The sequence below is a fragment of the Paenibacillus salivarius genome (assembly GCF_051307165.1).
Classification (GTDB): Bacteria; Bacillota; Bacilli; order Paenibacillales; family Paenibacillaceae; genus Fontibacillus.
Genome location: NZ_CP195592.1, coordinates 5,531,167 through 5,556,241 on the forward strand (window position 1 = coordinate 5,531,167; position 25,075 = coordinate 5,556,241).

Annotated in this window: 31 protein-coding genes and 3 pseudogenes; 12 read left to right on the forward strand and 22 right to left on the reverse strand. The window is 46.3% G+C overall.

Annotation, left to right across the window (positions count from 1 at the left end; translation table 11 throughout):
• Positions 1-14 precede the first annotated feature (14 nt).
• Together ACSFXJ_RS25590 and ACSFXJ_RS25595 are read left to right on the forward strand one after the other, a co-directional pair.
• Positions 15-905, forward strand: a complete 891-nt coding sequence (locus tag ACSFXJ_RS25590) for a CPBP family intramembrane glutamic endopeptidase (protein ID WP_435923123.1) — start codon at positions 15-17, stop codon at positions 903-905.
• On the forward strand, positions 898-1,380 hold the full coding sequence (locus ACSFXJ_RS25595) for a DUF1772 domain-containing protein (RefSeq protein WP_435923124.1): 483 nt from the start codon (positions 898-900) through the stop codon (positions 1,378-1,380). Before ACSFXJ_RS25590 ends, ACSFXJ_RS25595 begins: the two co-directional genes overlap by 8 nt.
• Here the strand turns inward: ACSFXJ_RS25595 and ACSFXJ_RS25600 are convergent.
• The 6 genes and pseudogenes from ACSFXJ_RS25600 to ACSFXJ_RS25625 form a co-directional block, all read right to left on the reverse strand.
• On the reverse strand, positions 1,355-2,182 hold the full coding sequence (locus ACSFXJ_RS25600) for a permease prefix domain 1-containing protein (protein ID WP_435923125.1): 828 nt from the start codon (positions 2,180-2,182) through the stop codon (positions 1,355-1,357). The two genes, ACSFXJ_RS25595 and ACSFXJ_RS25600, sit on opposite strands and share 26 nt — an antisense overlap.
• On the reverse strand, positions 2,179-2,520 hold the full coding sequence (locus ACSFXJ_RS25605; RefSeq protein WP_435923126.1) for a PadR family transcriptional regulator: 342 nt from the start codon (positions 2,518-2,520) through the stop codon (positions 2,179-2,181). The genes ACSFXJ_RS25600 and ACSFXJ_RS25605 overlap by 4 nt, the downstream gene beginning before the upstream one ends.
• A gap of 317 nt (positions 2,521-2,837) precedes the next feature.
• On the reverse strand, positions 2,838-4,382 hold the full coding sequence (locus ACSFXJ_RS25610) for a tetratricopeptide repeat protein (RefSeq protein WP_435923127.1): 1,545 nt from the start codon (positions 4,380-4,382) through the stop codon (positions 2,838-2,840).
• The gene (locus ACSFXJ_RS25615) at positions 4,383-4,745 is read right to left on the reverse strand and encodes a nucleotide excision repair endonuclease (RefSeq protein ID WP_213653351.1); all 363 of its coding nucleotides are present in this window, start codon (positions 4,743-4,745) and stop codon (positions 4,383-4,385) included.
• A gap of 146 nt (positions 4,746-4,891) precedes the next feature.
• Positions 4,892-5,002 (reverse strand): annotated as a pseudogene (locus tag ACSFXJ_RS25620) (DUF6953 family protein); the annotation flags it as partial.
• 14 nt (positions 5,003-5,016) lie between these two features.
• Positions 5,017-5,934 (reverse strand): AraC family transcriptional regulator, encoded by a 918-nt coding sequence (locus ACSFXJ_RS25625; RefSeq protein ID WP_435923128.1) that lies wholly within the window; start codon positions 5,932-5,934, stop codon positions 5,017-5,019.
• A 217-nt stretch (positions 5,935-6,151) separates the two neighbouring features.
• Here ACSFXJ_RS25625 and ACSFXJ_RS25630 point away from each other — a divergent pair, with 217 nt between their 5' ends.
• Together ACSFXJ_RS25630 and ACSFXJ_RS25635 are read left to right on the forward strand one after the other, a co-directional pair.
• A complete protein-coding gene (locus ACSFXJ_RS25630) occupies positions 6,152-6,406 on the forward strand; it encodes an Atu4866 domain-containing protein (protein WP_435923130.1) in 255 nt (84 codons plus the stop codon).
• Between the two features lie 80 nt (positions 6,407-6,486).
• Positions 6,487-7,224, forward strand: coding sequence for an SDR family oxidoreductase (locus ACSFXJ_RS25635; RefSeq protein WP_435923131.1), 738 nt, complete (start codon positions 6,487-6,489; stop codon positions 7,222-7,224).
• Positions 7,225-7,356: 132 nt separating this feature from the next.
• On the opposite strand, the gene ACSFXJ_RS25640 is transcribed toward ACSFXJ_RS25635, so the two are convergent.
• Complete coding sequence (locus ACSFXJ_RS25640) at positions 7,357-7,989, reverse strand: NAD(P)H-dependent oxidoreductase (RefSeq protein ID WP_435925871.1); 633 nt, start codon at positions 7,987-7,989, stop codon at positions 7,357-7,359.
• A 133-nt stretch (positions 7,990-8,122) separates the two neighbouring features.
• Between ACSFXJ_RS25640 and ACSFXJ_RS25645 the strand changes: the two genes are divergently transcribed.
• Positions 8,123-8,482, forward strand: coding sequence for a winged helix-turn-helix transcriptional regulator (locus ACSFXJ_RS25645; protein ID WP_435923132.1), 360 nt, complete (start codon positions 8,123-8,125; stop codon positions 8,480-8,482).
• Positions 8,483-8,557: 75 nt separating this feature from the next.
• Here the strand turns inward: ACSFXJ_RS25645 and ACSFXJ_RS25650 are convergent, their stop codons facing one another.
• Positions 8,558-9,436, reverse strand: a complete 879-nt coding sequence (locus tag ACSFXJ_RS25650) for a helix-turn-helix transcriptional regulator (RefSeq protein WP_435923133.1) — start codon at positions 9,434-9,436, stop codon at positions 8,558-8,560.
• A 192-nt stretch (positions 9,437-9,628) separates the two neighbouring features.
• Between ACSFXJ_RS25650 and ACSFXJ_RS25655 the strand changes: the two genes are divergently transcribed.
• Genes ACSFXJ_RS25655 through ACSFXJ_RS25665 form a run of 3 tightly spaced genes read left to right on the forward strand, consistent with a single transcriptional unit; the run spans position 9,629 to position 11,310 of the window.
• On the forward strand, positions 9,629-10,198 hold the full coding sequence (locus ACSFXJ_RS25655) for an NADPH-dependent FMN reductase (RefSeq protein ID WP_435923134.1): 570 nt from the start codon (positions 9,629-9,631) through the stop codon (positions 10,196-10,198).
• A 24-nt stretch (positions 10,199-10,222) separates the two neighbouring features.
• The gene (locus tag ACSFXJ_RS25660; RefSeq protein ID WP_435923135.1) at positions 10,223-10,525 is read left to right on the forward strand and encodes a Dabb family protein; all 303 of its coding nucleotides are present in this window, start codon (positions 10,223-10,225) and stop codon (positions 10,523-10,525) included.
• A 41-nt stretch (positions 10,526-10,566) separates the two neighbouring features.
• Positions 10,567-11,310, forward strand: a complete 744-nt coding sequence (locus ACSFXJ_RS25665) for an SDR family oxidoreductase (RefSeq protein ID WP_435923136.1) — start codon at positions 10,567-10,569, stop codon at positions 11,308-11,310.
• Between the two features lie 169 nt (positions 11,311-11,479).
• Here ACSFXJ_RS25665 and ACSFXJ_RS25670 read toward each other — a convergent pair whose 3' ends face one another.
• The 7 genes and pseudogenes from ACSFXJ_RS25670 to ACSFXJ_RS25700 all read right to left on the reverse strand — a co-directional run.
• Entirely contained in the window at positions 11,480-12,289 is an 810-nt protein-coding gene (locus tag ACSFXJ_RS25670; protein WP_435923137.1) for an aminoglycoside phosphotransferase family protein, read from the reverse strand.
• A gap of 209 nt (positions 12,290-12,498) precedes the next feature.
• Entirely contained in the window at positions 12,499-13,578 is a 1,080-nt protein-coding gene (locus tag ACSFXJ_RS25675; RefSeq protein WP_435923138.1) for a phosphotransferase enzyme family protein, read from the reverse strand.
• 168 nt (positions 13,579-13,746) lie between these two features.
• Positions 13,747-14,169 carry a VOC family protein gene (locus ACSFXJ_RS25680; RefSeq protein WP_435923139.1) on the reverse strand — a complete coding sequence of 141 codons (423 nt, stop codon included), beginning with the start codon at positions 14,167-14,169 and terminating at the stop codon, positions 13,747-13,749.
• Between the two features lie 79 nt (positions 14,170-14,248).
• Complete coding sequence (locus ACSFXJ_RS25685; RefSeq protein WP_435923140.1) at positions 14,249-14,920, reverse strand: DUF4386 domain-containing protein; 672 nt, start codon at positions 14,918-14,920, stop codon at positions 14,249-14,251.
• Between the two features lie 86 nt (positions 14,921-15,006).
• On the reverse strand, positions 15,007-17,199 hold the full coding sequence (locus ACSFXJ_RS25690; RefSeq protein WP_435923142.1) for a LuxR C-terminal-related transcriptional regulator: 2,193 nt from the start codon (positions 17,197-17,199) through the stop codon (positions 15,007-15,009).
• Positions 17,153-17,587 (reverse strand): LysR family transcriptional regulator, encoded by a 435-nt coding sequence (locus ACSFXJ_RS25695; protein WP_435923143.1) that lies wholly within the window; start codon positions 17,585-17,587, stop codon positions 17,153-17,155. The genes ACSFXJ_RS25690 and ACSFXJ_RS25695 overlap by 47 nt, the downstream gene beginning before the upstream one ends.
• Positions 17,588-17,694: 107 nt before the next feature.
• Positions 17,695-17,787 (reverse strand): annotated as a pseudogene (locus ACSFXJ_RS25700) (DUF6953 family protein); the annotation flags it as partial.
• Between the two features lie 158 nt (positions 17,788-17,945).
• On the opposite strand from ACSFXJ_RS25700, the gene ACSFXJ_RS25705 reads away from it, so the two are divergent.
• The 3 genes from ACSFXJ_RS25705 to ACSFXJ_RS25715 are packed head-to-tail and all read left to right on the forward strand — an operon-like array spanning position 17,946 to position 19,286.
• On the forward strand, positions 17,946-18,287 hold the full coding sequence (locus tag ACSFXJ_RS25705; RefSeq protein WP_435923144.1) for a PadR family transcriptional regulator: 342 nt from the start codon (positions 17,946-17,948) through the stop codon (positions 18,285-18,287).
• Positions 18,280-18,762, forward strand: coding sequence for a hypothetical protein (locus ACSFXJ_RS25710; protein WP_435923145.1), 483 nt, complete (start codon positions 18,280-18,282; stop codon positions 18,760-18,762). Before ACSFXJ_RS25705 ends, ACSFXJ_RS25710 begins: the two co-directional genes overlap by 8 nt.
• The gene (locus tag ACSFXJ_RS25715) at positions 18,759-19,286 is read left to right on the forward strand and encodes a permease (RefSeq protein ID WP_435923146.1); all 528 of its coding nucleotides are present in this window, start codon (positions 18,759-18,761) and stop codon (positions 19,284-19,286) included. The genes ACSFXJ_RS25710 and ACSFXJ_RS25715 overlap by 4 nt, the downstream gene beginning before the upstream one ends.
• 145 nt (positions 19,287-19,431) lie before the next feature.
• On the opposite strand, the gene ACSFXJ_RS25720 is transcribed toward ACSFXJ_RS25715, so the two are convergent.
• The 6 genes and pseudogenes from ACSFXJ_RS25720 to ACSFXJ_RS25745 form a co-directional block, all read right to left on the reverse strand.
• A complete protein-coding gene (locus ACSFXJ_RS25720; RefSeq protein ID WP_435923147.1) occupies positions 19,432-19,668 on the reverse strand; it encodes a DUF6953 family protein in 237 nt (78 codons plus the stop codon).
• A 48-nt stretch (positions 19,669-19,716) separates the two neighbouring features.
• Complete coding sequence (locus ACSFXJ_RS25725) at positions 19,717-20,457, reverse strand: YwqG family protein (protein ID WP_435923148.1); 741 nt, start codon at positions 20,455-20,457, stop codon at positions 19,717-19,719.
• Positions 20,458-20,669: 212 nt separating this feature from the next.
• Complete coding sequence (locus ACSFXJ_RS25730; protein WP_435923149.1) at positions 20,670-21,545, reverse strand: DUF4261 domain-containing protein; 876 nt, start codon at positions 21,543-21,545, stop codon at positions 20,670-20,672.
• Positions 21,546-21,652: 107 nt separating this feature from the next.
• Positions 21,653-22,846 (reverse strand): winged helix-turn-helix domain-containing protein, encoded by a 1,194-nt coding sequence (locus ACSFXJ_RS25735; RefSeq protein WP_435923150.1) that lies wholly within the window; start codon positions 22,844-22,846, stop codon positions 21,653-21,655.
• Between the two features lie 215 nt (positions 22,847-23,061).
• Complete coding sequence (locus ACSFXJ_RS25740) at positions 23,062-23,484, reverse strand: DoxX family protein (RefSeq protein ID WP_435923151.1); 423 nt, start codon at positions 23,482-23,484, stop codon at positions 23,062-23,064.
• A gap of 44 nt (positions 23,485-23,528) precedes the next feature.
• Positions 23,529-23,704 (reverse strand): annotated as a pseudogene (locus ACSFXJ_RS25745) (transcriptional regulator); the annotation flags it as partial.
• Between the two features lie 264 nt (positions 23,705-23,968).
• Between ACSFXJ_RS25745 and ACSFXJ_RS25750 the strand changes: the two are divergent.
• Positions 23,969-24,424: a hypothetical protein gene (locus tag ACSFXJ_RS25750; protein WP_435923152.1), complete on the forward strand. Its 456-nt coding sequence runs from the start codon at positions 23,969-23,971 to the stop codon at positions 24,422-24,424.
• Between the two features lie 127 nt (positions 24,425-24,551).
• Here the strand turns inward: ACSFXJ_RS25750 and ACSFXJ_RS25755 are convergent, their stop codons facing one another.
• Positions 24,552-24,965 carry a VOC family protein gene (locus tag ACSFXJ_RS25755; protein ID WP_435923153.1) on the reverse strand — a complete coding sequence of 138 codons (414 nt, stop codon included), beginning with the start codon at positions 24,963-24,965 and terminating at the stop codon, positions 24,552-24,554.
• Positions 24,966-25,075 lie beyond the last annotated feature (110 nt).

Below are 25,075 nucleotides of genomic sequence, written 5' to 3' on the forward strand. Positions count from 1 at the left end.
AGGCGATGTGAGACATGAAGAAAAAGATGTCTGGAAATAACGATTTGCTGCAGGATGGCAGGAAGTTAGGTGCATGGGGTTTATTTTGGCGCTTTCCCATCGTCTGGATGGTTGCGGGGGCGATCGGAGTTATTCTCATAGATACGTTATTCCGGCAGCTGACAGAGCAAGCAGAAGGTATAGCTTCCCTCATTTTTACACTAGTGATGGGTTGTCTGGCCATCTTGGTATATAAGCTCACGCAGACATACTTGGCCCGGCGGTCCACTCCGGAAATATCGAGACACCGCGCAGGGATGGAAACTGTTCTGGGCGTACTAACAGGGACCATTTTTATCATAGGGTCGGCTTTAATTATTATGGCTCTGGGAGGGTACTCCTTTCAGTGGGCAAGTTCTGCGGATATGAGTTCTGTTCTAATATCCTCTATTACACCAGCTTTAGCAGCCGCCGTTGTCGAGGAGCTTATCTTTCGCGGACTGATGTTTCAAGCCATTGATAAAATGGGAGGGAAAACGCTCGCCCTTGCTGTGACCTCCCTATTCTTTGGAGTTGCCCATCTCGGAAATTCAGGGGCAACCTTATGGAGCGGGTTCGCCATTGCCCTGGAAGCAGGTGTTCTGCTCGGAGCCGCTTTCTTGTGGCGGAGGAACTTGTGGTTTGCCATGGGACTGCATTTTGCTTGGAATGCCGTCGAAGGCTTGCTTGGCATCCCTGTTTCCGGACACCCTGCTGCCGGTCTATTTACGGTTACGGTGAACGGTCCCGCACTTCTCACAGGGGGCGACTTTGGACTCGAGGGCTCTATTATTCCGGTTGTAATCAGTCTTCTGATCTCCATTCCTATGCTAGTTGGGGCTGTAAGAAATCGAAGGGTTAAAAAGGAGATGAATGTTCATGGTTAATTGGATGATCGGCCTCACCTATGTCTCCGCGCTCGGCTCGGGGTTGATCGCTGGCATTTTCTTTGCTTTCTCAACCTTCGTGATGGCCGCGCTTGCCCGGCTCCCGGCGGCGCAAGGAATTGCCGCAATGCAGTCCATCAACGCGACCATCCTGCAAACGCTTTTCAGTTTCGTTTTCATGGGAACGGCACTTACCTCTCTCATCCTGGCAGGCGTATCCCTTTATCGGTTGAATACGCCTGGCGTAATATACCTATTGATCGGCAGCCTGCTCTATTTCGTCGGTGCGTTTCTCGCCACAATCGTCTTTAACGTGCCTCTTAACAATGCACTTGCCACCGTCAATCCAGACAGTGCCAAAGGAGCGGAAGTCTGGCAGCACTATTTATCCCGCTGGGTAGCTTGGAACCATGTGCGGACGATCGCTTCCCTGGCTTCTCTGGCTGCATTTATTCTTGCATTGCGCCGTTTCTAAACTTTCTAGTCAAAAGGAAACCTGCGAAACCAATAATATTAAAAAACAAAAATGTTAGCGTCCATACGACACTCGCCTTCCCTGTTGTATGAAATGCATAGATAATTGCCCAGATTGTGAATAAAGCCCAATATAGCGCGATTCCCGCTACGAGAATCAAAATGGAGATTACATAATAACCGAAGGCCGATGTGTAAACAAACCAATCTCCGATTCCGTTACCACCTTGGTAATACCCGGCCCAAAGCCATCTTGGCGTATTAACATCGTTAGAGTAAGAATACGCAGGTTTAGAATTCTCCAAGGAATAAAATAAATCATCCCCCTCTAAACCTTGGGTATTATAAATTTCTATTTTATCTACCCTTCCATTGCTTTGTCCGATGGACTCAAGTTCCTTTGTTACTTCTTCAGTAATTGATTCATGGCCTTGTAAGCTGTCGATGATCTTTTCATTAATACGATGGGGAAAGTCATTACTGCTCAAATAATCTCGCGGATACACGAATTGAAACGAAATTATAGAGACGATAAGTGCCGTTATAGCTGCAAACAACACTCCTTTTGCAAATAGTCTTTGCTTTTGATAAAGCCGGGAAATTTCGAAGCGCATCTCCTGTTCCCCGCCAAAACGTTCGATGGCGAGCTGAATGGCTTCCTGCTCGGATTTTCCTTCTTCTTTCAATTCGTGTACCGCTTCAAGAAGATGGCTTCTCATTTCAGCCTTTAGTTCGTTAATTTCTTGTTTGTTTCCACCCGCATTCTGATAGACAGAATCGACAAAGATTTCGATTTGCTTCACTTCCTATCTCCCCCCTCCAAAAATGAATCAATAATTCCCTTGATGAATCGCCATTCCAATCGTTTTTGTTGGAAGATTTCTTCGCCCAAGGGTGTGATTCTATAATATTTCCTTCTTCCGCCGGGTCCTTGTTCGTCACCCCAGTAGGAAGAAATCCACTCGTTCTTTTCCAGCCGTTTCAGTGACAGGTACAGTGTGCCTTCTTTCAATTCGAATTGATCGCTGCTTTTTTCCCGTACGGATTTGGCAAGTTCGTATCCATACATTTCTTTGTTGCACAAAAGGGAGAGTATGATCGTGTCTATATGACCTTTTAATACCTCTTTATTAACTTCCACATTCTCACCTCCACACCATAAAGGAGTTGGAAACATCTGTAACTCATTTATATTATAGATTACTCTATAATGCAAGGTATTAAATCCGCCCGCCCAAATTTAGTTAGAAACGCATTTGAAGGAATTGCGACGCACCGGGCTAAAGCCCATAAACAAAGAGAACAGCCTGCAGGCTGTTCTCTTCTCAAATGGAGCATCTTTTAGCGGCCTTTCAGAATATGCTCGATTCGCTTATCAGACATGCCCACGTATCCGATTTACTCTTGCGAGTCAATAGGGCAGCCTTCTATCGTGGTTTTGACTTTGAGATACCCGTATCAGAGGCTCATCAGCGCCAATGCCTCTTCGTTTTCAGGCTCAAGTTCCAACAACCTTTGTAAGTACCTCTTGGCGTCTTCAACTAAGTCTAACTCGAAACAGCAAATGGCTAGACAATAAAATACAGTAGATACGACCTCATCTTGCTCTTCGTGTACCGAAATCTCCAAATAATATTTGGAGTGTTCGTACATGTCCATCTCGAATAGGATCAATCCGGCATCGAGCGCCAGATCATATCGCTGCTCCATGACGTAGTACGATGACCACATCAGTTGAATGCCCCTAAGCAAATCCTGCTTTTCGTCTTCATTTGATTCAGGCAACAGGTTGGAAATCCGCTTCGTACTCTGAATGAAAAATTCCGCATCATAGCCGCCCAAACGCCAAAAGCTTAAGATTTGCTGCAGCCCCATGCTATCCAGATTGCGGTCCACCCACCATTTCATACTAAAGAAATCATCAGGACCAAAGCGTTCAATACAACGACGGTAAGCTAATCGCAGGTTGTGATAATCCATTGGTTTATCCAGATGGAGAATACAGCCCACATTAATATTTTTATAATGATGCGGAGGGAATAACGCCGCAGCTCCTTTTTGTTCATAGACAGCTTTAATCGCGTGATAGTTTGCCGTTAAGGAAAAGCTTCCATGTAAAATCAGCTCGGGTGGTTCTGCAAATTTCCAGCTATCCAGCAAGTGATCTCCTTTGTCTGCCGTGATCAATAGAAATCCACACTGGGATAACCGGTTCAAATGCTCTAGACAAGCGAGACCCGCAGAAGGAAATAAAATATGCGAGTCTTCTAGTTGTTCCTGATACGTGGAAATTACATTGCGGTAAGGATAGGTTTCATGTTCGTACTCGGGCGCACGTCGATGCTCATAGCGTAAAGTGATTTGATCTAACCATTCTGCTGGTTTAAGTGAATCATGATGTTCGGATTGTTCAACGTAGACATCCGTTTCATAAACTTTACCGTCGCCAATGTAAATCAAATCTTGCGGGATGCTATCGAAGAAGTAGTTGGCAACAAGGATTAACGGTTGTTTTAAATCTCCTTCACGAATCGTTGTGCCTGATACAATGAGGTTCAGTTCGGAATCATGCACCGCATCAAATCGCGCAAAGTCCAGTAACCCTTCGGCAATAAACTTTTGAAACGCGGGATGCCCCTTCCATGCCATAACATTGTCCATGGCCAAATCCGTCATGATATAGCGGAACGAAGGCAGCGGGATCCCCGCATAATCTATTAACTGACACAATTCGATTAACAAATGGAAAGCAAGACGTCCCGCTCCTGCGCCAAGCTCCACAATAGACACTGGCTCAGAGCCATTTCCCTTATTCGCTCGATCTTGTAGAAACCCAAAGATCATTTCTGCATAGGCAGCAGCGATCATGGGATTACTCGTTATATATTGAGGAACTTGGTCATTATTCCAGGCCTTCGTTCCCTTCTCTTCATAATATTCCCGCTGGACTTTCCAGATCGGTGCTTCACTGAAACGGTAACGTTGTTTAGGATTGCTTGTCATTTAGGCCTGCCTGAAAAATACTTTGTCTTCGTTATACTTGGCCTTGCCTTCATTAATGATATACGTTTCATAAATTTCTCTGTGGACCGGATCCTCAACGATGCAAACTTCGATTTTCGTTACTTCGTCTCTGTGCATTCTGATCGGGGATACGGAATCCTCAAAATGTTTTTTGATTCGCGGTCTTAGCTTTCTGGCTTTTCCTACGAACAACAATTCATCTTTATCGTTGTAAAACATGAAAATCCCACCTAACTCTCTGGTGATCAGGTGAAATTCGGTGAAGCCGTAAATGTTGCTTTCCTGAGGATCAACCTTTTTGGTAATAGTGACATCAGGGGTGGGAATGGTGATATCGATCATGATCGTTTACTTCCTTTGCATGTATTAGATTGTATTAGGTGCCCGTACTGCCGAGCTTACTACATCATATCATTATACCCAACTTCTTACGATTCTCGCTTCACGGATATATTCCTTCCCTCAGGTCTACTTCGGCCAATACCTCCTCAGGTCCAAGCCCAAAAGAATCCGTCGCGATCCCAAGCAATTCTGCCGCCGTGGTGTTTGCGGAAGGCCTTCTTCACCTCTTTAGACAGCGATGTATTTCCATTCTCATCTCCTTTCTACTCGCTTATTGCCCCATTATCGGGATCCTTCCGTTCCGCAATCGGCGTACGTCCCGAACCGGCGGCATCCCAAACATCCGTGCATATTCCCTGCTAAAATGCGACGGGCTCTCGTACCCGACCCGAAACGCAGCTTCGGCCGCATCGATCGATCCGGAGAAAAGCAGCCGGCGCGCTTCTTGCAATCGAATTTGTTTTTGGAACTGGATCGGGCTCATCCCCGTGACTTGCTTAAAATAATCGTACAAAGACGAAGTGCTCATACGGGCCTCCGCTGCCAATTCTTCTACGCGCAAAGGTTGGGCAAAATCGCGGTTAAGCTTCTCAACGACCCCCGCGATTCGTTGTGCATGGCTTCCAAAAACGGCAAATTGCATCAGAGATGCGCTATTTTCGTTCTGAAGCACCCGGTAAATGATTTCCCGCATGGCATATGGCGCCAGCACCGGGATATCCCGCGGCGTTTCGATCAGTTTCACAAGCCGCAGCGCTGCATCCAGAAGCGTATCGTTCACCCGGCTTACCTTCAACCCCCGGGGGGTCTCATTTCCTGCTCGGATGGCATCACCGGATGCCTGAATGACATCAACAATTTGGTTTAAGTCAAAAAGGATCTGCAGGCTCAAATACGGGGTTTCATTCGAAGCCTCCACCACTTGCCCTGTAATCGGTAAATGTACCGAAGCGGTCAAATAGCTGCTCGGGTCATACTGATAAACCTCTTTTCCCAGTATGACCACCTTTGAACCCTGCGCCACGACGCAAAGGGAAGGCTCGTAGACAGAGTATACCGGCTCGGATAACCGCGAAGCACGAATCAAGCGCAAACCGGGAACTTCCGTATCATGCGTCCCGTCCTCCGGTGTGAACCTCTCGATGATCCGAAGCAAATCTCTCCGTTGTTTCTCGAACCATTCATCCATCTATTCCTCCCCCTTTTTATCCATAAGATAAACTTAACTTTATCCTCTTCTGGAGGATTAGGCAATCTTCGTGTATGATCCGGCTACCGCCTTGCTCCCCGAAGGAACGATAATGAACATGTAAGAAATGCGATACATGGTACGGAAATCCTAACCGTAGGAAACGAGTGACAAGGCAGGATTCAGTCCAGCAATCGCAATGGAAGGAGAATATTCAATGAGTACTCAAAACGAACAATCCCATCCCTATGTCGGCATGTGGGTGACAAAAGACGGCTTCATCCGGCATGAGCTGCTGCCTAACGGGCGGTACGACGAAGCGCGAGGAAAACGGAAGAGCGCGTATCAAGGCAGATATACCATCACAGGCGACCATATCGAATATGTGGATGATACCGGGTTTACAGCGGACGGCGACTTCCGCGACTCGGTGCTCTATCACGCCGGTATGGTTCTCTACCGTGAAAAATAGCGGGAAGTAGCAATTTTCATCATGATGTTATTTTCATGAGATTAACTGGAATGATTTAAATTCAAAAGGAGAAATGTGCAATGTCCGAAATCAATGGAAAAGTAGTTGTGATTACAGGAGCAAGTAGCGGGATCGGCGAAGCATCGGCGAAGCTTCTCGCCAGCCGGGGGGCCCATGTCGTCATTGGGGCCAGACGCGTGGAAAGACTGGAAGCTCTGGCATCCCTCATTAAAGCCGAAGGAGGTTCCGTCGCTTATCAACAGCTGGACGTTACGAATATCGGTCAGATGCAGGCAATCATCCGCTTGGCGCAAAGCCGGTTTGGCCGTGTGGATGTGGTAGTGAACAATGCCGGTGTGATGCCTCTCTCTCCTTTGGAAACCTTGAAGGTCGACGAATGGAACAGAATGATCGACGTCAATATCCGTGGGGTTCTGCACGGCATTGCTGCGGGTCTCCCCGTGATGAAAGAGCAACAATCCGGTCACATGATTAACGTGGCTTCCATCGGTGCCTACGCCGTCACACCGACGGCAGCGGTATATTGCGCGACTAAATACGCGGTTCGCGCCATCACGGAAGGTTTACGGCAGGAGATTGGTAGCGACATCCGCGTAACGCTCGTCTCTCCCGGTGTGACGGAGTCCGAGCTCGCTGAAAGCATTTCAGACGACGAAGCCAAGGAATTGATGAAAACGTACCGGTCCAATGCCCTCCCGGCTTCCGCCATAGCCCGTGCCATCGCTTATGCGATAGAGCAACCGGCAGACGTCGACGTGAACGAGCTGGTAGTCCGGCCTACAGCCCAGCCTGCCTGACGTTATCCTTGAACCCACGCGCCTATTTAGAACATACCTGCGGTAAACACCTGCAGTTGGAAGAAAATCCAAGAAGAAAGGCTGACTTGGAGAACAAGAACGGAAAGAGGCGCTCTATTGAGCGCCCCTTTATTAGAAACGTTTGGCAACTTCCTTAGCCTGCGCAATTGCTTTTTCTTTAATAGCGGGAGCCTTCTCCAAGGATGCCGTTCCCTCAACAAAAATGGACTCGACAGATTGAATTCCATAAAATTGTAATATTTTGGTAAGATAGCTGTACCCCATTTCAATTGGTGCAAGAGGACCCTCCGAATAAACGGAACCGCTAGCTTGAATGTGTAGGGCTTTCTTGCCGGACAACAAACCTACAGGGCCATTTTTTGTATATTTGAACGTCTTGCCCGGAATTGAAGTCGCATCCGTATATGCCTTCAAAACCGGCGGAAGCGAGAAATTCCACATGGGGGAAACATACACGTACTTATCGGCAGCCACGTATTGATCAACAATTGCTTCAAGACGAGCTACTTTTGATTTCTCGGAATCAGACAGTTGCTCGAAAGACGAACCCGTTCGAAGCTTTCCCCAACCGCGTAAAACATCGGCATCCAATTGCGGAATATCCTCTTTGTACATATCCAAATGAATCACTTCATCCGTTGGATTTGCCTCACGGTACGCTTCAATAAATTCTTTGCCTACCCCGAGGCTATAAGATTCCTCAGGATCAAGGGGATGCGCGGTGATATACAGTACAGTTGCCATCATCAAAACTTCCTTTCTGTTATTAAGTGAAATACAAATTCTAGATTGATCATATTATATATACTTACTTATGGTAAGTAGGCACAAAAATGTGGTATAGTATTAAAAAAGGTACCGTAAAGGAGGCCAGCGTATGCAAAAGAACCCTGTCCAATGCCAATTCGTTGCGGCGCTGGATTCGATCGTCGGCAAATGGAAGCCGATCATCCTTTATCATTTGCTGCAAGGTAAACCTTTGCGGTTCAACGAGCTAAGAAGATTGCTGCCAGACATCACGCAAAGGATGCTTACGCTCCACCTGCGTGAATTGGAGGAGGAAGGGATCGTTAAGCGAGTCATTTATCCGCAAATCCCGCCGAAAGTGGAATACTCCATCACGGAGTACGGCATGAGCCTATCCCCGGTGTTGGAAACCTTGCATCAATGGGGAGTGGCCCATGTGGAGCGAAAACGGCTCATAAAGGAGAAAAATGAACAAACAAAAACGGACTAGCGTTCGATATTACGCTAGTCCGTTTCATTTTGCACCGAGTCACAAAATCATGCTATAAAAGCCGGTTGCCTCTTACTAAACTCTTTGAGAAGATTCAAGCGACTCTGTCTTCTGGCTCTCATAATCGATTAACAGCCGCCGCATTTTTTCCACTGTGCCGTCTTGATGGGGAACATGAATGGAAACGGTCAAATTTGAATCGTTCAAATACTGAAACGATACAAGATCAAAATTTAATTTCCCAAGATTCGGACAATGCAGCGTCTTGGGAGCATCCATGGTATCAAGAACCTCGTGGGAATCCCAAAATTCCCGAAACTCCCCGCTAGCCTGTGACAGCGCCTCAAACTGCTCAGACCACCATGGATCGTCCCCGTGACGCGCATACCCGGCATGGAAATTAGCGACGATCCGCCTGGCATGCAGTTCCCATTGGTCGCCTTTGACATAGCGGAAACGGGAAGACGTAAATGTCATCCATACAAAATTTCGTTCCCTATCCGACATAGCCGCGAGATCCCCATTCAATGCGCAGTAGGCCTCATTCCAGGCAATGATGTTCATGCGTGTATCCATGACATTCGAGGGGGACAGGTTTTGGCTATCCAAAAAGCGTTGAAGTTCCGGCGTTACCTTAGAGGGTTGCTTCGTATCGATCAAGGGAATTTGCTTACGGGCTAGATGGTACAGATGCCTGCGTTCCGATTCGTCTAGCCTAAGCACTTCTGCAATTCGATCAAGAACCTCTGCGGATACGTTGATATGACGCCCTTGTTCCAAGTAAGTGTACCAATCCAATCCTACGTCTGCAAGCAGAGCCACCTCGCTTCGGCGAAGTCCCGGTGTACGTCTGCGTCCGGTTTCCGGCAATCCTACTTGCCTTGGGGTCACTCGTTCACGGCGTGAGCGTAAAAAACGGGACAATTCCTCATAACGATCCAATCTGTTCGACATGATTTCCATGCCCCCTACTAATTAATGAACGTAGGATTCCCAATCCTACGATAACCGGATCTCTCCCTAACCTCATCAGACCCATATACACTAGTCTATGTCCTCCTTAAGGAGAATAGCAAGAATGGATAGGACAACGATTACCCTTTTGAATCTGTTTTCCATTCGGACCATACTATTGAGGTGATGAAAATGAAAGTAGCTGCCATTGTCGGAAGCATTCGCAAAGAATCATACAACTTGAAGTTAGCCCGCTATATCCAAAACCGTTATCAGCATCTCTTTCAGTTGGATGTACTGAACATTCGGGACCTCCCTTTTTACGATCAGGATATCGAGTCTGTTCCGCCGCAGCCGGTTATTGACTTCAAAGGCAAAGTCGCTGCTGCCGACGCCGTGTTATGGGTGACTCCAGAATACAATTCGACCATTCCCGGCGTTATGGTGAATGCGATTGACTGGTTATCCCGCGTCGATCGAGTCATGATCGGGAAGCCCTCATGGATCGTAGGGTCTTCCATGGGATTGTTGGGGTCGGTCAAAGCGCAGGGCCATCTGCGCGACATTCTGTTTGCATCCGGCATTTCTTCACCGCTGTTACCGGGAAATGAAGTGTACATCGGCCTTGTTCATGAGAAGTTTAATGATATGGGTGAACTGACAGATGAGCCTACCGTTAAACATCTTGATCTCGTAGCCGAAAATTTCGTGAAATGGATGAAGGAAATTTCCCAAATGAAGCAGTTGAACAATCAAATATAAAACGAGAACCTGGGAGGGAGAAAGATGTTTGAGCATATTGTGCTATTGAAGTTCAAGCCCGATGTTTCCGATACGGAGAAAGAAGATGCGGTAAAACGCGCGCATGACTTTAAAGGGAACATTCCGGGGATCGTGGATCTTAGCGCCGGGATTAACATGACGGAAGAAAAGGAGCACATGCAAGGCTTTACGCTGGGGATCCGAGTTACTTTTGAGGATCAACAGGCTTGCCGGGATTATGTTCAACACCCCCTGCATCAACGTTTTTTACGTTCCATGGGCCCATTTGTTGAGGGAATCGTCGTTATGGATTACCCGGTTGCTTAACGCGCGCCCTTATCCATATTTTAGAAAAGGAGATCACTGCAATGGAAAAGAAGCTTGCCGGTAAAGTTGCCTTGATCACCGGTGCGTCCAGAGGTATCGGAAAGACGATAGCCGAAGATTTGGCACATCATGGCGCCAAGGTGGTCATCAATTTTGCGAACCGTTCCGATCAGGCGGCAGAGGTTGTACAGAACATTCAAAAAAACGGCGGAGAAGCTATTGCGATACAGGCCGATATCAGCCGTTTGAGCGAGTTGGAAAAACTCTATCAAGAAACCCTTAAAACGTTCGGAAAGCTTGATATTGTGGTGAATAACGCGGGGATCATCATTATCAAATCGATTGGCGATATTACGGAAACGGATTACGACCAGCTATTCGCGATTAATGTCAAAGGGACCTACTTTTCTTGCCAGCTTGCCGCCAAGCATCTAAATCCGGGTGGTCGCATCATCAACTTCTCCACTTCGGTAGCGGGTCAGATGTTTCCGGCTTACAGTCTTTACGCGGGCTCGAAAGGAGCCGTCGAACAATTCACGCGTCAACTGGCCAAAGAGCTTGGAAAGAGAAACATCACGATTAATGCCGTAGCGCCTGGCCCTATAAATACCGAGCTTTTCACGGTCGGCAAAACGCCCGAACAAATCCAGGGGCTTGCCAATATGAACGCATTCGGACGACTCGGGGAAACCGAGGACATTGCAGGCGTCATCCTATTTCTTGCGAGCGAAGAATCGCAATGGGTTACGGGACAAACACTCCGTGTTAATGGGGGTTTTATTTAAGAAAAACGTAAAAAGCGGCGGTCGTTTCCTGGTGTTGCATCAGGGCGACCGCTTCGTATTTTTTGGGGAATATCGGGAAGTGTACATAGCAAACTAAAGCTCTTACCCCCGCCAATGACGAGCCCGCGATCAGCTACAATATCTCCTCCGATGATGGTTAAATCGGGTTTTATTTCATCGATACCCAATCCTTGAGATGATCTTTTATAAAGTTAATCTCATTCTCATAGTGAGCTAACTGCCCTTCATCAATCATTTTTTGAAAGGCTTGGTTTCCGTTAGCGGCAAAGTTTTTCATCGTCTCGCACAGCACAGTCAATCGTTCAATAATCCACTCCTGCAAATTGTTAGGGACGGGAATTCCGTAAGCTTCAAAAAACAGATGGATTCTCTCGCGGCGCTCTACAGCATTTTTTTCACGCTGATATGGCATCACTTCCATTTTTCCCGAAGAAAAGTCAGGCGCGAAACCGCCAAGCGGAACCGATGTGTAAAGGGTATACGCAATGTCCCACATACGCGGACCAGGTCCTGCCATGTCAAAATCAATCAGCGCAGCCGGCACCCCATTCCGAAAAATAAGATTATAAAACGCAGCATCATTATGGCAGATTGTTTCATGCTCAGCATCATTAGCGTATGCAAGCTGCCATTTGGCCTCACCACTGGGAGTGAAGGATCGGGCCGTATCATGGAACTGACGTAAAGGGCGCGCAAAACCCGCGAGTGTTTCGTCCGTCCACCATGTGTACGATTCAAGTTCTGGCTGATTAATATCTCCAGTAACAAATGTCAATATTTCACGATCCGAGTCATCGATTCCTAGAAATCTTGGCGCTCCATCAAATCCTTGTTTCTCCAAATGGTTGAGTAATTCATGAACACTTGGACTCCAATATCCTGTGGGACGGCGAACGGTATCCCCCACGCGAACGATATGGTTTACATTTCCGCCGCTTAGCACTTCTTCTTGGGTCATAAGGTGTTATTCCTCTCTTTCCATGCACTATTTTTACAGATTTTAGAGAGACCTAAATCCGATAATTGTAAAATCCCCCGCAAGTAATTATGCAAAAAACTTACCCTTATTTATGATACGGTTCACTGCGCTGTCTGTAACGGCAAGTTTAAAGGCCACCCTTTTCAGGATGGCCCTTCCTAATCAAAGTGGATTTCAGTAACCTCTTATCAAAGCTTTCGCTCTTCATACTCAAAGGGTTCTTCACAAGAGTAAATGTCATGGAAAAATCCCTTATACGGGATATCCTCTTCCATGCATTTTATGAGATATGACAACTCCTCGTCACACTCCGGCTCTTCGCCGTTATTTCTCATTACCTCGAACATATCCACGATATTTTCCATAAGGGTTACTTGAATAAATAAAGGCAGCTTATCCAGTATCGATTCTTCGATCCCGGTCTCAGATCTGTATCCCGCAAGGACAGCCTCAAAATAATCATCCATAAACTTTTTGCGTTTTCCAGCATCCGGTTCAAACTGTATCCAACCCACTCCGTGTGTCCAGAGATCTGCCAGGTCATACATATACCAACCGAAGCATGAATTATCGAAATCGTACACCGTGATTTGCCCAGTATCAAAATCAATCGAATAATTCCCATCGTTGTAATCAAAATGGATCATACCGAAAGACTCACGGTGCCGATCCAAGCCTTCTAAAGTTTTAAGCAGCTCTAACAGCTTTTCCTTCAGCAAAGGCAACGAATCGGGAATCAGTTTCTCGATATAGTCGGCATTGTATTTGTCAAAAAAGCTATACCTGCGATGAATGGGACGATATCCTTTCGATATTTGATGTAGCTTCCCCAGGACTTTACCGCAATTATAATAATATTCGGAAATTGGAGCTCCTTCCCGGTAGCGATAGTTATTATCTGCAAGCATTTTTCCCTTTGCCTTCTTAAATAGGCAGATAAAGAACGTATGGTGATTATGAGTGATCTCTTCCAGCAAGTTCCCCTTCCGAGAGCTGACGACGTCCGAGACACTTCCGCCATGCTCGAATAAATATCTCACATACTCAACTTCGGCCAGAATATCTTCCCGACTCCTGTCAGTTAAGAACGCGATTCTCAATATTTTGGCTTCGTCGCCCTCGCTTTCACACGTATAAACGACATTCCGACCTCCGTCGTGTGCCTTAACCGGTTTGATTTCATAGCCTTCTAATCCATACAACTCTGTTACTAATGGAAGTAAATATGCATCACTGATTTTTACAACTTCGATATAATTTATAAACATCTCCTCCAGTTAAACTTTTCGCAACGACTTCCCACATTGAATGATGACCACCTTGTTTAGCATTGATACAACACTCCTTTTCAGTTACTTCTCTATACTTTACCTAAAAATCCCATTTAACTATAGGGAAAATTTAAATATAATCATCAATCCCTGTCAGCATCGAATTTATTGGGTATTCTCAACCGTTACGGGGTTAACTGCAAAGAGGGAATGAATGTTGCCTTCTGGATCTGCAAAGAAGCCCGTAGTATGACCCCAGGGCATTACCCTTGGCTCTGCTATCCCGGTAGCCCCTTTGGAAACAAAATCACCATACATCACGTAGACATCCTCAGGAGAATCACATTCGAAGTTAAGCTCAAAGGCTTGCCCTTTACGCTTTTCTCCAAAAGAAGGGTGACCGTTTGTGTTATCTGCCATTAATGGTGCCGAGAAAATGGCTAGGCGAACGCCATGATTCTCAAATTCCGTGTAATGTTCTTCCTCTACAATAACCTTAAATCCCAGGACATCACGATAAAAGCCGGTCAATTTAGCAACATCCAGCGCCAAAACAGTGATCCCTTCTAATTTTACTCTCATGCCCATACTTCCCCCTCCAACATAAGTTCAATATTTATATAATCATCAAATCCTGATCAATGAGGTAAAGGATCTTAATCCAATTTTATTTCGCGGAAGCTTGCGTATACGGATTAAATCCCTTCACTATGAGCCAAACCGGCAAGGCTATTTCAAATATCGCTCCAGGGATGTAAAGAATCGCTCCAAGATCTAGGCCGGCTATGGACAGAGAACTGCTTGCTAACAGGGCCGTATACCCAATCAAGCCGATCATGGACAACCATCGTGGAACGAGTCTCGATCGATAGAGAATGTAACAAAATAACAAGCTGCCTAAACTCAGCACAAGCATGGCCATATCAAATAGCAAATAATGGGCTTCTACCGATAAATTCCCTAACATTTGCAGGTATGAGTCACCGGAACCGGCAACTCCTGCGGATATTGACGGCTTACTTAATGCGAGAAGGATGAGCGGACCGATTAAACTTAACATTAACAATGCCGACTCCATGACCCGGGAAGCGAAGTACCCAAACGCAAACGACTCATGATATTTCTTTAGCGTCGGCTGCAGCAACATGGCAATCCCCACAACTGCTATGGCGTTAATTAGCTCCAAGAACCATCCTGCAAACATGCTCATTCGGTCGGAATCCACACTGACCAGCAAGTCCGTTCGATGCAAAACAGGATCCAACATCCCGCTTCCCACCAAGAATGCCCCCGTCGACAATAAAAATAACGCCCCTACCACTCTCTCCATTTTCCTCATGCCTGGTCTCCTCTCCTAGCTAATTAATAGCAGTATAGCTCGAAGAAGATCGGGCCTGTAGACACTTTAGTGTGGTTTTGGAGTGTTCATATTAAATGAAGTTCGCGGGCGCGAGCGATCGCTTCCGTGCGTCTTTGGACGTGAAGCTTCTCAAAAATCCTTCGATTGTGCCCTTTCACCGTATCCAATGCCAAGAAGAGCTTCTCGGCGATTTCCCGATTAGAGAGTCCCTGGGCGATGAGCTGCAGTATTTCGATTTCCCGTTGGCTAAGCGGCTCGATCCGGTTGCCCTTCATTCCGGATTCGATGACACGGCGCATCCGCTCCAGACCCATTTGAGCTTCGTTGATTGCCGGGTGCGGCAGACCGTCTGCAAGCTTTAGAGCCTCCCGGTAACGCTCTGCTGCCAGGTCGTGACGCCCTTCCGCTTCTCTAATCTGGGCGATTCCGATGATGGCCGTTACCGCCATCAGCTGATGATCGAGCATTCGGCAATTGGCTATGACTTCGTTATAAGCTTCGCAAGCCTCGGCATAATCTCCCCGCCTTTGGCAGGCAACGCCCAGCATCCAAGCGGATGCCGTCCGGGCTGGTAGGTTATCGGGTCTTAAATAGGCAAGGGCACGACGTGATTGGACGATAACTTGGGCTATTGCGTCTGTTTCATTTTTCCCCGCATTCCAAGGAGGCGTAATTAATCCTACAAGTTCATCGGTCTTATCTTCGAGTAGCGAGGCTTGCATGGCCGCTTCGGCCACTTGTAAATTCGACTCCGCACCATGGTGATTATCAGCTAACATCAAAGAGGCCAATGTCGCGCGGGTAGCCGCAATCCATCCGATCAATTCCTTGACGCCGACGTCTTGCTCCATGCCTTCCAATGCAGCTTCTGCCGCTCGGAGCTTGGGTTCGACCCCCGTCGGTTTACCGGCAATCAATAGAGCAGAACCATAATACACCCATAACTCCGGTCTTACATCCAGTTCCTTGGATGGCAACGAACCCAGCCAAGCGAGCGCCATTCTAGCAGCCCCTCTCAGATGCAACGGCATCCCGCCGCCTTGAAGCAGTCGCGTGCTTCGCGTGATGTCCCGGGCTTCTATGGCATGATGAAACGCCTCGATCTCGAAGCCATGGCCTTCATACCAAATGCTTGCTCGTTGGTGCAATTCGCAGATATCGTTGTCGTTCCTACTTTCCAGCAGCCGTCTACGGAGGATATCCGCGAACAAATGGTGGTAGCGATACCACCGTCGTTCCCGATCCAGAGGAATAACAAACAAGTTTTTACGATCAAGCCCGATTAACATTTCGTTACCGGAAATCTCAGGATGGGGAATCATGTCATCACATAACGATCCGCACATTCGATCGAGGATAGAGGTTCGTAGTAAAAAATCCTGTACAGCCGAAGGCTGCCGTTGCAGAACCTCCTCCGCCAGATAATCCAGCACGAAATGGTGATTGCCCGTGAAAGACTGAAGGAGCCGACCGGCATCGTGGTCTTCCTGTATAGAAATCGCAGCTAAACGCAGGCCCGCAGCCCATCCCTCGGTACGTGATTGCAACTCGGTTATATGGTCGGTGGAGAGATTAAGTTCCATGACATGGTTAAAGAGGACTTCGGTTTCGGGAAGAGTAAATCTCATATCGGCAGCGCGCAGCTCGGTTAATTGATCCCGAGCCCGCAATCGCGGCAGTGATATGGCAGGGTTCTCGCGGGTCGTTAGGACAAGGTGCATTTGTGCGGGAAGGTGGTCCAGCAAGAAGCATATAGCTTCGTCGACCTCTCTTGAACTGGCCGCATGATAATCATCAAGGACAAGGATGAAAGGAAACGAAATGGTCGAAAGTTCATTCAGAAGAGCCGTCAGGATGGATACGGTCGGTGTCGGTTGAGGTGAGTGGAGTACAGAGAGAACGCCTTCTCCTATATTCTCCGATAGGGTCTGAAGAGCGGAAATCATATACGTCAAAAAGCGCGTAATTTCGGCATCTCCTTCTTCTAGCGAAAGCCATGCGGCCGGCCGTTCGCAACCGGCGAGCCATTCGCAGACTAACGTCGTTTTGCCATAGCCCGCCGGTGCAGAAATTAGGGTCAACTTGCGGTGCTGACCCTTGTTTAGTCTTTCAGTTAACCGTTGGCGTATAACCGCCCTTGACCGGAGCGCAGGCATATATAATTTGGTCGTGTTTATTTGGGTAGACATACGACTATTATAACAACTCCAATTATCCTTCATCAATGAGGTTCTCGAGATCCCCAATGCGAACTTCATTTTGCCCCGCCAGCTTATGGTCCGGACTGACGAGGATGTCCAAAGCTTCTTCCCTCAGAACGTGGATATCGAGCTCCTCGTCCGCGAACGGCAGATCTAGAATAATTCCGAAGTCCAGTTCCCCTTCTTTGACCGCTTGGATGATCTCAGGTTCATTCCCCGGCTGAATCATGACATTGATGTCCGGGAAATCCCTTCGATACGCACCAAGATATGGTGGAAGATAAAAAGCCGCCAATGTCTCGACCGTTCCGATGGAGAGCATTCCTTTGGATTGCCGGGATACGGCTTCTTTCGACTCTTCGTGTATTCTATGAATCTCGTTGGCGTATTGCAAAAGTGTCTTTCCAGCCAGCGTCAGCTTCATGTTCCGCCCAAAGCGTTCCATGAGAACCGCCCCATAGGACTCTTCAAGTCTCTGAATCTGCGTCGTGACGTGGATTGAGCATATCCTAGAACCTCCGCGGCGCGCGTATAGCTCCCCTGTTTCGCCACTTCGCGGTCCCAAGCAATTCTGCCGCCGTGGAGTTTACGGAAAGCCTTCTTCACCTCTTTAGACAGCGATGTATTTCCATTCTCATTCACGAAGCATCCCCAAACATAATACCGCATTGATCCTCTATATCCAGCTGCAATAAAAACATTGATTGACATCATACTGTTATCGACAGTATACTGCTATTAACACCAAACTGTTAATAACAGTTCTACAAATTACTTTCATTAAATTAAGGGGGGTATTTTTTATGAAACATACAGGGAGACATACAGGTGCATTTCTTTTGCTGTTTTTAGCAGAGGGAGATAACTACGGGGGGAAACTTCTACAGAAATGTGAGGAAGAGCTTCCTATCAACCCCATTGATAGTGCCATATTGTATCGGACACTAAAAAAATTAGAGGAAGAAGGCGCTGTTGAATCTTATTTGAATACATCTACTCAAGACAAACCGATAAGGATGTATAAAATCACTACAATTGGGAAGCAAAGACTGAAGGATTTTCACATAGATATTGAAGAAAAAATGAGAAATTTAGCATTTTTTCAAGAGAAATATACGAAGTGGAAGGTTCAAAACAATGGTTAGCGGCATTATTCTCTATAGTATAGCCATTATATATTTGGGAATTTCCTTCATAAAAGACAAACACAAAACAAAAACGGCATTATTAAAATCATGGAAAATGTTTCTGAATGTTATACCGGATTTATTAGCAATCATGTTATTTATTGGGCTGGCATTATCTTTATTGACACCGTCATTCATTTCTTCAATTATTGGTGAAAATTCTGGTTTTATAGGTATCGTCTATTCTACAATTATTGGCTCAATTGCTTTAGTTCCTAGCTTTATAGTCTTTCCTCTCGGGCATACTTTAGTTCAAAATGGAGCCGCCCTTCCACAAGTAGCCGTATTAATGTCGACTATGATGTCTGTAGGACTGGTGACGTTATCTATGGAGCAAAAAACTTTTGGAAAAAGCTTTGCTTATGCTCGAAATATTTCTTCCATATTAATGTCTCTTCTATTTGCATTGATAATTTGGGTGGTGTTGACATGATAAAGCTAAAAAGATATCGTCTCTTTTTCATTTTATTATTAGGATTACTTTTTATTGCATTTATGAATCAAGCTATCGCTATAAAAACAGTTCATATAACTGGTGAAAGTATCTTAGACATGTTGCTTCTTCTTCCCCCTATATTCATATTAGTCGGATTATTGGATCAATGGGTAAAGAAGGAAACACTTATTCGATATATGGGCGAAAAATCAGGTATATACGGTGTCTTATTCACCTTATTATTAGCAACAGTAGCAGCAGGCCCCCTTTATATAGCTTTTCCAATCGCAGTTCTATTATTGAAAAAGGGAGCTAGCGTCCGCTATATAGTATTTTTCTTAGGGGCTTGGTCAACAGTGAAATTGCCAGTTTTAGTGTATGAATTCACATCATTTGGTCTTAAATTTACATTTATTCATATTTGTTTTGGCCTCGTATTTTATTATTTAACAGGAATTCTTTTCGAAAAAATATATAGTAAACAAAAGTTGTTAAAGTATGATACAACCGGTGAATTATAGATTTTAAAAAGACCACAAAAGGGCGAACCGACCACTCACGTGGCCGACCTTTCGCCTCTTCTGTTTTGTCTCTCTTCGTGATTTTAGACTTTGTGATACCCGTTATCAGTAGCTTATCAGCGCTAATTAATCGGCATAATACTCCTCAGGTCCAAGCCCAAAAGAATCCGTCGCGGTCCCAAGCAATTCTGCCGCCGTGGAGTTTGCGGAAGGCCTTCTTCACCTCTTTAGACAGCGATGTATTTCCATTCTCATTCACGAATACGAATTGTTCGCCGAAATTGGTCTTCACATATTCAATTGCATCGGCCTGGTATAGCGTTCCCGTAGACCTGATTTCCTTGACCATCCATTCAGCTACTTCCTGTGCGGTTACTTCCATAGGATGATGCTCCTTTCTAATCGCTTATTGCCCCATTAAGGTATGGTTTCAGCAGCATTGCCAGTCATACACTACTTTTGAAAAGTCCCTATTCTTCAAAGCAGTCTTTGGAATAGAGAAAACGCAATTCCCGGCGTCTCCAAACATAATACCGCATTCATCCTCTATATCCAGCTGCAACAAAAGGAAATCATTTTCATCAAAACCTATGTAGTCATTCTGAACAAAATAAGGATATCCGCCAATTCTGCTGTCACTACTGTAGCAATCCTCGCTCAGTTTCTCATATTCCACTTCGGATAGCTCATGCTTAAAAGTCTCACGAAATAAATCCAGTGAGGAGGACATCGGCATTTCCCTTGTTTTAAAATACATTTTTCCACTGTGCGAAAAGGGAAGATTCATCTGATACTCTTCATTTTCATAAGGATTAGTCCTTACTAATTGCTCTTCATCTTCTTCAAAATCTTCAATATATTTTACTAAAACAGGGCTTTCCAAACCAAACATCTCTTCATTGACAACATAAAATTGCAGCAGTCCCTTTTCGGGTAATTCGCCCAGGTTTTCAAGATCCGCCAAATTTATTTGTGCTATAAACAACATAGGTTCTCCAGCCTCATCCACCGGGTAATCCTTAATATCCTTCAAGTAGGGGCAGCCGCCTAATTTGCTCTCCCAAGGTTTAGTTTCTTCACGTTTAAAACTAATCTCGTTGCTAAACCTAAACGTTCCTTTAATTAAGTCCTCATGATTTTTCAACATTTCAGGAATCTCATATTTTATCAAATTAGGCTCCTCCATCCTTAATATCATAGCCGTTCTCACCGAACCACTGCCGGGTTCAGAAAAAGAGAGCACTACGAGTGGCTGCCGCTCCCGTGCTGCTCTCTTTTGTTAAAGTACGGTAATCCCACTCTCAAAAATGACTTTCAAATCGTCACCCTCAAAGCGAAATTCAACACTCAACGTCAAATCATTGGGTTCGCCATCCCCTATCCTTATTCTCGTTCTCCTGCCGCATATTCGCCCGGACAGACGTCCATCACTTCTCTCGAAGGCTGGATCAGCGCCATTTCAAATCTGCAAGGCCATTGCACGTCCGGCGCCATCTCCCCGTCCAGCAAGCCGGCGATCGTCTCGCCGTCGTTCACCGGCACCTCCGCTTCAAACAAGTAGGCTGCGACATTGAAAGCATGTTGCGACACTTCGTTCGGATCCAACGTATGAAAATGGTACTGGACATCCGGAAGGCCAAGCGCAAAGAGGCCAAGCGAATCGATCAAGCTGTCTTCGGTCCCGTGAATCGTAAAATAGCGGATATTCATGCCGAACTGCAAGAACCTGGCAGCTCCCTCGAATGGGTTATCCGTAACTTCGGCCGGGTACAGCAATTTCCCGCTGGATGGAATCCAGACCGCTTTGCAGGTAGGGAACAGGTTTACCGCAGTCTCCAGCCAGTCTGCCAATAAAGAACTGCGCGATTTATAGTCCAGCCCCGCCGCCATAAAATCGCTGATCAGCAGCTTATAGTGACATTCCTGCAGGACGTCCTCCGCATCCGGCATCGTCCAAAACTGGGTGCGCTCCAGGTCGGTAATCGTCTCCGGTTTGAACGGAGTCACGTCAGCCATCATGACCTGAGCCGGCAGTTCTCCCTCCTGGTAAGCTACTTTATAAGCATCTATGGCAAACGCTGATAATGTGTCGTCTGGAGACACGGTATCCGTTTTTCCGCATCGCGATTCTAACGCGTTCCGGACAACTTCCGCATTCGGCCGCTCCACTTTCTCCTCAAATAGCAGATATATTTGAAACAACCGCTGAAACTCACTTTTTTCATCTAAAATTTGCTGAAGTACGCGTTCGCTCTCCATTTTCCCTACCACTCCGTTCGTATGTCGTTCCCTCTACTATAGAGATTGCCGCACGATTCACGCAAGTCTGGCAAGGAAAATGATTCCAAAGTCTGATCTAGAAAATATCAGTTTATAGACTCCGTCGACATCGTCTCACACCCGTTGAATAACGCAAACCTTTGGAGACAACGGTTCAAGGCTGTTCGCAATGGCGTTGTTTGCTTCACACCGTTCTCGAACCAGATGTTTTTAACAACGAGCGTTCCGGTTTTTCGCTCCGCGATGATCTCGGCTCGTCCAATGAAGCTCTCTCCATATAAGAGAGGCAGCACATAATAGCCGAATTTCCGTTTGATTGCAGGCGTGTAGATCTCCCAGGTGTAATCGAAGCCAAACAATTCGTTGATCAGCTTTCTGTCCCATATCAAATTGTCCAGCGGGGCAATCAGCTCGCAGCGGAATTTCGGCTTCGGATTTTGCAGGACGGCTTCAATAAGCGGCAAATCCTCGACGCGGCAATAGAGCATATCCTTGATATGTTCCACGGCAACAGCAACAATGCGGGCTTCGTCCAATAGCTGGCGAAAAACCTCGTTGCGCTGTGCTGCCTTCAACCCCCATATATTCAGCCATGCATCCGACGCCCGATTCCATAAAAGGCCGACAGCGCCGATCCGGCGCAATACCCGCCACTTATGATGCTCAAGCTCATCCTCCAGCGGCTCTGACGCATTCAGCAGATTTGGATGTATGTAATTTTTCGCCAAGTCGTAGTATTTACGCGTTCCTTTTTTATGATGGATGATCAGCTCACCCGTCGAATACATCTGTTCCAGCACCGATCGGGATGAATTGTTTCCGCCGCTCCAGTGGATGGCCGATTGCCAAGTGAAATCTCCATCCAATTTCAAATCATCCGAACTTAGTACACCGTGATTTTGGATATGAGCCCGTACTTGCTCTGCCAGCGCTTCCATTTCCGGATAGCGTTCGGCATGTTGCCTCGCGGCCTTCCTGTATCGCTCAAAATAAGGCCAGTCCTCGACGGGGATAATGGCCAGATTCTTATCGGGATAATCGACAAGGCTTCTATCCTTATACAGCAACTCGGCGAGCATCCCCTTGGTAAATCCCTTGATTCGCGACTGCAGTACCAACTCGGCGTTTTTTCCGCAAACATCGATGGGGTCGTATTGAATGCAGCCAACCTGCCGGGCAAAGTCCAATACGCCTTGCTTCCCGCTAAATTTATACTCGCCCAATAGTCCATGCTTCAACAACAGAAATTGCCGTGCCTGGCGGTTTGTGAATTGGATCATGTTTGCAAGGCCCCTCTTTCGTTCACGTTTCTTTCATCATACAAATGATTCGCTCAAAAGAAAAGGAAAAATGCAAACACTTGTTCTTTGACTGGGAAAAACGTACAATTAACCCTCTGCAGAGCAAAATAGGAGGCACCCGGCTGGGTGCCTCCTTTCCAAAAATGGCGGCCGAATGGTCCGGCCAACGCTTAACTATATTGAATATCTGCCCCTTAGAGCCTGCGGCTTTTTGGACGCAGCGCCCAGGAGGCCATGCCAAGCGCGGCATAGAACAGCGGGAGAATGATATGGAATCCGTAATCGCCGTAATCGTTAGCGAACGCATGGGATAAAGCCGCCCCCGTCATTAGAAAAAAGATTCCGCTATACGCCCATTCCTTAAGCCGGGGCAAGCCTGGCATTAGAATTGCAATGACTCCAAGCAGCTTCCAAGCTCCAAGAATGTTCGTGATATATAACGGGAAACCAATATCGGTCACTAGATCGACATTACCCCCATATCGCATCAGTTGACCGATACCGCTTAATGTAATTGAGAATGCGAGTATAATGGTGACCGTCCAATAGGCGACCCTTCTTCCAACAGGGCGGGATGCTGCTTTCACGTTGTTTTCATGTGCTATAGTCATACTCATTTTTATTCCTCCTCTGATCTAGTTTTATTTTTTAACAACCGGAATCCACATTTCCCCATCCTCTTGTGATTTACCGCTTCATTTACGGCAAAAATGTAGTCGTTTGCAGCAAAAGCCTTCATAGCGTCAAGTCAAGCCTTCCATCCTGTTCCACTGCCCGCCAAAAGCTTTCCTTCTCCCTGTTCATGCCGGCATAATCCTGATAACGGTAAGCTGCCATCGTAAAAACTCCTTTTTTTGATTTGGTTAAATGCTTTTCCCTATCTGATGTGTTTATAATAATCATTAATCATGTCAAATTATGATACTGTTTAGGAAACTAATTACACTCAAATCTTCTTCGAAGAGCCTGGGTAGATTGGGACGTTCTCTTAGGGCAAGCGGGTGATAGGACAAATAAGGGCGGGGACGACGAAGGACGAAGATGTGATATAATCTGGGGAATAACTTAGTCAGTTCATTTCGTATGGGAGGAGCAGTCGAGATGCTTTCGGAAAAAGTAGTAAATTATTGTAAAAGCAAAAACTGGTGGTTTGAAGACACTACAGAGGAGTATGAACACGCATTAGTAAAGTTAGGCATCGATTTGGGTTCGGATTTTGCTGCGTTTTATTTGCATGCAGAGGATGGGCCTACTTTCTTCAGTAGGAAACGTGAAATCTATCAAATTTGTTGGTTTATGATCAATTCTTCGGACTATATGTTAGGTATGAAGAGAACTCATGCCGTTTTAAACCTGCCTGAAGAGTATATTCCATTGGATAACTTTGAAGGGGAGTTCGGCTTTTTTTATAATAAGAACACAGACGAAGTGATAGGCTTAGGATTGGGCCAGCAGATGGTGGATTTTTTTGCCGGTAAATTCAATTCGCAATGGAAAAGCTTTAACTCCTTCCTAGAGTGGTATTTTGATCTAACAGATTCGTGTGTGACTATATAGAAAAAGTCCGTCAGCTACCGCTGCACTGGAGCGAACCTAATGGTCGAACGCTCCAGAGAAGGCATGACGGTCTTTTATTATTTGGTGTAGTGATAACTCCTCCTTTTCCAACATTCCCGAACAGCAATCACGCTGGATTCGATCTACCTCTAAACCGTTTAATCGCTTCCTCGGTCACCGGCTCGAAAAAGTTAAGAAGGTTGCCGTCGGGATCGCGGAACAGCATAGAACGGTTCCCCCACGGCATCATGGTCGGTTCCTTGACCCAATCAACAACAAATGGCTTCAAGCGCATATATTCGGCTTCGACATCGTCGACGCGGAACTCGATAATGACTGTGCGATTGTTGGCCCCCACAACGGAATCGGGGCCAAATAGCTGCGCCGTCTGGGAGTGGCCGATGGCGAGGGTGCAAGCTGGCAGAACAAGTTCGGCAAATACGGGCGCGGGTCGCTCCGCCGCAACCCCCATGACTTTCTCGTAGAACTCGACGAGACGATCCACGTCGTCAGTAATGATGCGTATAGAAGCCAAATTCACTAGATATCATCTCCTTTTCATTTACATGTCCAATGATAAAAAAACGCTACTGACAGCGTTATGTCAGTAGCGTTTTAGAATTTTTTAGGCTTCCTCAAAAATTCGAACGC